The following is a 1839-nucleotide window of genomic DNA, read 5'->3' as shown; positions in this document are numbered from 1 at the left end:
GTCCGGCCAGCCCAGCGCCAGCGCGATGGGCAGCTTCATATCGGGCGGGCTGGCCTGCGCGAGCGTCGAGCCATCCTTGAAGGTGACCATGGAGTGCACGATCGACTGCGGGTGCACGGTGACGTCGATGTCCTCGTAGGGGACGCCGAACAGCAGATGCGTTTCGATCAGCTCGAGGCCCTTGTTGACCAGCGACGCCGAGTTGAGCGTGTTCATCGGACCCATGGACCAGGTCGGATGTGTCTTGGCCTCGGCCGGATTCACCGATTCCAGCATCTCGGTGGTCCAGCCGCGGAACGGCCCGCCCGAGGCGGTGAGCACCAGTTTCGCGACCTCGTCGGCGCGCCCGCCGCGCAGGCATTGGGCGAGAGCGGAGTGTTCGGAGTCGACCGGCACGATCTGGCCGGGCTTGGCCGCGCGTGTCACCAATGAGCCGCCCGCGACCAGAGATTCCTTGTTGGCCAGGGCGAGTCGCCGCCCCGACTCCAGGGTGGCCAGCGTCGGTTCCAGCCCAAGCGACCCGACCAGCGCGTTGAGCACCACGTCCGCGTCGGTGCGCCGCACCAACTCGGTGGCGGCGTCCGGACCCGCCAGCGCCACACCGAGTTTCGCCGCAGCGGCCTCGTCGGCCACCGCCACGTTCGTGGTCCCGGTGGCCGCGATCTGCGCCGCCAAAAGTTCCGTATTTCCCCCGCGCGCCGCCAGACCGACCACTTCGAAACGGTCGGGGTTGGCCGCGATCACCTCCAGTGCCTGCGTACCAATCGAACCGGTGCTGCCCAGCAGCAGAACTCTCACAACGTCGGACACGGGGCCATTGTCCCTTGACGCCGTCGGCACCCTCCCCCGGCCCTGCGCGCGGCCGCCACGCCCCACCGGCACCGGGGTTTCCCCACTCCTGCCCGGGCGACACGCCCTTATCCCGGCCGGGGTTTCAGGGGCTTGCCCCTGAGAGTTACGAGAGTTGTCCCTCCCCCTGGTCGCTACGACAGCGGGTCGTATGTCACGATATCGGTCAGCAGCAATCGATTCGAGCCGTAAAGGAGCCGAAGTGGCCGCCACGGAACTGGAACCCGCGCACCCGAAGGATGTCGTGACCAAGGTCGACACCGCTGAGGTTCCGTCCGCAGCGTGGGGCTGGAGCGGTGAGTCGCGCCGGACCGCTCGCGCCGCGGGCTGGGTCGTCGTCGTGATCCTGCTGGCCATGCTGTTCGAGAACCAGCAGGGCAGCTCGTCGGGCACCGGCAATGTCGGTTACATCTTCCTGGTGTTGTTCGCGATCGGGCTGGCGTTCGTGCTGATCCGCGACTCCATCCTGTCGCGCCGCCCGCGCTGAGCGCGTCCTAGCGCGACACGCGGATTCCCTTGCCCCACGGAGACTTTCCGTGGGGCTTTCGGGTTTTGTCGGTGTCCTGCGGCACACTCGCTACCGTCACAACGCAGTACCGAGTAACCGGAGACACCACATGCGCAAGATCCTGACGGCCAGTCTGCTGGCCCTCACCACCACCGCCGCACTGCTGGCGCTGCCGACCGCGACCGCTTCGGCGCAGTCCGCCGCCTGCGGCACGGCCACCGATCTGATCAATGCCGCTCACGACAAGTACCCCGACGGCATCGACACCGACGGTCAGCAGGCACTGGCCGCCAAGCTGAACGCCATCGCCGCCTACGGTTCGGACAAGGCCGCGATCACGGCCTTCGTCACCGCGTTGACCGACGACAATGTCACCGATCTGGGTGACGCGCTCGACGCGTTCAACGCCGCCTGCGCGTAAACACAAGGCAATCGCGCGCCCGAACACCTGAATCCCGGGTGCGCGCACACGAATTGGTTCG

The 1839-nt window shown here is 67.5% G+C and carries 3 protein-coding genes; 2 read left to right on the top strand and 1 reads right to left on the bottom strand.

Features of this window, described 5'->3' with window-relative positions; all coding sequences use genetic code 11:
• Window positions 1-810 (bottom strand): 1-deoxy-D-xylulose-5-phosphate reductoisomerase (locus ACWELQ_RS45035; protein ID WP_452403079.1); only part of this gene is annotated, 810 nt, incomplete at its 3' end.
• A gap of 241 nt (window positions 811-1051) precedes the next feature.
• On the opposite strand from ACWELQ_RS45035, the gene ACWELQ_RS45030 reads away from it, so the two are divergent.
• Both ACWELQ_RS45030 and ACWELQ_RS45025 read left to right on the top strand, forming a co-directional pair.
• Window positions 1052-1336, top strand: coding sequence for a DUF2631 domain-containing protein (locus ACWELQ_RS45030; RefSeq protein ID WP_452403078.1), 285 nt, complete (start codon window positions 1052-1054; stop codon window positions 1334-1336).
• Window positions 1337-1466: 130 nt separating this feature from the next.
• Window positions 1467-1778, top strand: coding sequence for a hypothetical protein (locus ACWELQ_RS45025; protein WP_452403077.1), 312 nt, complete (start codon window positions 1467-1469; stop codon window positions 1776-1778).
• Window positions 1779-1839 lie beyond the last annotated feature (61 nt).

The sequence above is a fragment of the Nocardia sp. NPDC004722 genome, from assembly GCF_053601505.1.
This window is presented reverse-complemented; position numbering and strand designations above follow the sequence as displayed.